This is a genomic window from Enterobacter sichuanensis (assembly GCF_002939185.1).
GTDB lineage: Bacteria > Pseudomonadota > Gammaproteobacteria > Enterobacterales > Enterobacteriaceae > Enterobacter > Enterobacter sichuanensis.
Window position 1 is genome coordinate 1 of record NZ_POVL01000114.1, and the last position, 3,142, is coordinate 3,142.

The 3,142-nt window shown below is 40.2% G+C and carries 2 protein-coding genes; one reads left to right on the forward strand and one right to left on the reverse strand.

Translation table 11 applies throughout. The features are described 5' to 3' along the window. Window positions 1-715: DUF4102 domain-containing protein (locus tag C5687_RS23710; protein ID WP_146086307.1), on the reverse strand; the 715-nt coding region annotated here is incomplete at its 3' end. Between the two features lie 540 nt (window positions 716-1,255). On the opposite strand from C5687_RS23710, the gene C5687_RS23720 reads away from it, so the two are divergent. After that, the gene (locus C5687_RS23720; protein WP_032610111.1) at window positions 1,256-2,674 is read left to right on the forward strand and encodes a hypothetical protein; all 1,419 of its coding nucleotides are present in this window, start codon (window positions 1,256-1,258) and stop codon (window positions 2,672-2,674) included. The last annotated feature ends 468 nt before the right edge of the window (window positions 2,675-3,142 follow it).

Sequence of the window (3,142 nt, forward strand, 5' to 3'; positions counted from 1 at the left end):
GCAGTTTGACATAGCATGCAGCGACGGTGCTGGTATCATCATCGGCGGAGAGAAAAATACGACGAATTTCATCCTCGGTGAAATAGCGCTGTCGGGCGTTGTTCTCCCTGAGAAGCTGTACCACTCTTGCCGGATGGATAGAGGTAATGCCTCGCCTTCCTGCCCAGGTAAATACCGCTTTAACCAGGACGATGACACGATTACAGGTTGCTGCTGACAGTGAAATGCTTAACGTCTGTTGGAGGCGGAGAATGCTGGCTGGTGTGATATCACTCAGTAGCATTAGACCTAAGACGGGACGGATATGATCCCGGTAGCGCTGGAAATCCTTTCCCCAGCTACGTTTTGCAGATTTTGCCCATACCAGATAATGCTGGTTAAAGAGTTCATCGAATGTCATTTCTTGTCTCTTGTTTTCACGTTCCTGCTTAGGGTCAGTTCCGGTGGCAAGTGAGCGTTTATGCTCCATGGAAATCTTACGGGCTAAGGTGACATCTACCTCAGGCCAGTGACCAATAGCTATGGCGCGTTTTCGTCCATGATAGAGGTAGCGGAGCAAAAATTTTTTACGTCCTTCCCCTTTGCTGACCAGACACTTCAGGCCAGAAATCTCGGTATCGCTGTATTCGGCATCGGTGCTGTGTGAATCTGATGTGTTAGGGGGCAGGGATTTAATGAGCTGATTAGTAAAACGGAAGCGTTTCGGGCTGGACATATTACCTCCTGTGACTGGTGTTAAGTACGTCAGGGTTGACCCATCCCCGGCACGGTGTTGTAAATGGCTAAGTTGATTTTCTAGCGTGGCGAAGGGGATGCTGGTGTTACTTGAGATGATTGAAGGCGAGAAATGCCGCAAAAATAGGTGTTACGGTCTGTTTCTGGTCTTAATGGAAAAAATACCGGTGGGGGATGTATTCAAAAAAATAATATGTGCTTTGGTTGATTTTAATTACATATATGGGCGACATTATCCAGAAATACCTTATTGGAGAGTATGTGCTTATTTTGAGAGCATGCTTCTGCATTAATGATTAATCATTAATTTAGTAGGTGTTGTTTTTTATAGGGCTACATTTTTTAATTTTGGTGTTGTAGGTTTATTTCATGATCATGTGGAATACATCGTCTTTGTTCTGCCCCCCCTATCTCAGTTGATATAGTTGTTTTTTTGGGGGAAGGGAGGGCTTGTGGGTTGATTTTAAATTTAATTTTCATTATCTTCTTAAGGTAACCTCATATCAAAAGGACAATGCCAATGAAGTTTTTCTCCACTGGTTTCTATGTTTCAAATGATGTTTCGTTTGACGATATATTCAATGAGTGTTTTTCTTGGATTCATGAGTCACCACACACGAAATTTATACCTGCACAATTAACGTGTGACTATCTTAGTGAAGATTTTTATGTAGAGTCAAGTAATGAAAGGATTGATGTAATTACTCATGGCAACCAAGATGTTCAGTTAGGTTGCTTCAGATATTCAAAAATTTCCGAACCACACAAATGGGTGACTGATATATCTGTAAATAAGAACTTAATAAATAATACGGTATGGATCCAAGTTGAATCAAGTGTGGTTAGTCAGGAGGCTGCATATTTAGCACCTCAACCTAAAAAACCTTTGATAGTAATTAGGTTGATAGATAAATTTTCTGGTGGTTTGGATGATGCCTTCAAAACATCAATAGAACCTGATTACCTTTCGAATTCTGAAGAGCATTTAAAGTTGGCGGCAAAAGTTATCAATGGAGAAACTGAAAACAGGCTGCCAATAATCTATGTCAGTTCGAAATATTTTTACAATGAACATCCTCATAACATTATTCCTGAGCGATTAGCAAGAAAGGTGTGTGGCATAGCTCATGTTCTAATTGAACCACGTGAGAAAATGTTTTCAATAAAACTAAAAAATGAGACAAATTCTAAAAATGCTTACGCAGGTGCAGTCGGAATTTACTGGCCGCGAGGACAAAATATCTCCTTTTACCGTCGGGGTGAGAAAACAGCGAAGGAGTTTGAAGATGAATTATTTGATTATGTCGTAAAAGCTACATCTACAATGGCTCCCGTCTCTGAGGGGGGATGGAGTGAAATACAAAAAAGAAGAACTAAGGATTCTATTAATACTCTTAAGATTAGAGGTGAATACACAAGTGAATTGATGGGTTTGTATGAGGCCGATAATGTTGCAAAAGATGAAACAATAGAAGAACTCAAAAGTAATATATTATCTTTAGAATATCGTGTTCGAATGCTTCAATCACAAGCTTCAGCTCAAGGAAGTATAGTAATGAATGCAGGGGAAGAAACTGACTTTTTCAATGGTGAGATCAAAGATGTAATAATAGAAGCTCTGAAGGTTGCTATTGTGAATACGAAAGAGGGCAGTCGAAGTAATCATATATTATCTTCTTTAATTTCCAACAACCCTCAAACCATGGAAGCAAATTCGCGTCAAACTCATTTGAAAAGAGCACTTAATGGCTACAGGAGTATGGATAAGGCAACGTCAAGGCAGCTTAAGGAACTTGGGTTTGAGTTGTCTGAGGAAGGTAAACATTGGAAGATAGTATATAATGGTGATTCCAGATACTCTTACATTCTTCCTAAAACAGGGAGCGACTATAGAGGATCTTTGAATGCTATTTCTGATATAAGTAATATTATTTTCTAACAAAATCTAGCCCCTTTATAAGGGGCTGGATTAAGTCTATTTTAAATCGGTAATACACATTGTTTAATGTAAGTATTACAGTTCAAAGTTTATGTTCAGGTAAGGAATTCCGATGGGGCTGAGTCATTTTTTAATGACGTGGAAAGCGGGGGATTTTGCTGATGCGAAGAATCATAAGGTGAAAAACAGGAATATTACAGGTGGAGTAGATGGTGGAAACACCCGACTGACAAGGGGAGTTGATAACGCTGAGTTCTTCCCCCTTGCCTGAAGAGGAGTCTCCCCGGTCTTCCCCCGGGGGTAATGGAAGGTAATTTGTTGTTAAATAAAGTAAATTATGAAATCCCCCATTTCCCCCGTATTCTCTGCTTCATTATGAATAATCTTAGAGAAAGGAACCGTAGAGGACCGTAGAAAGACCGTAGCAGTGGGGTAAGGAAGAGACACATCAGAGGGTGTTGAGGTGTG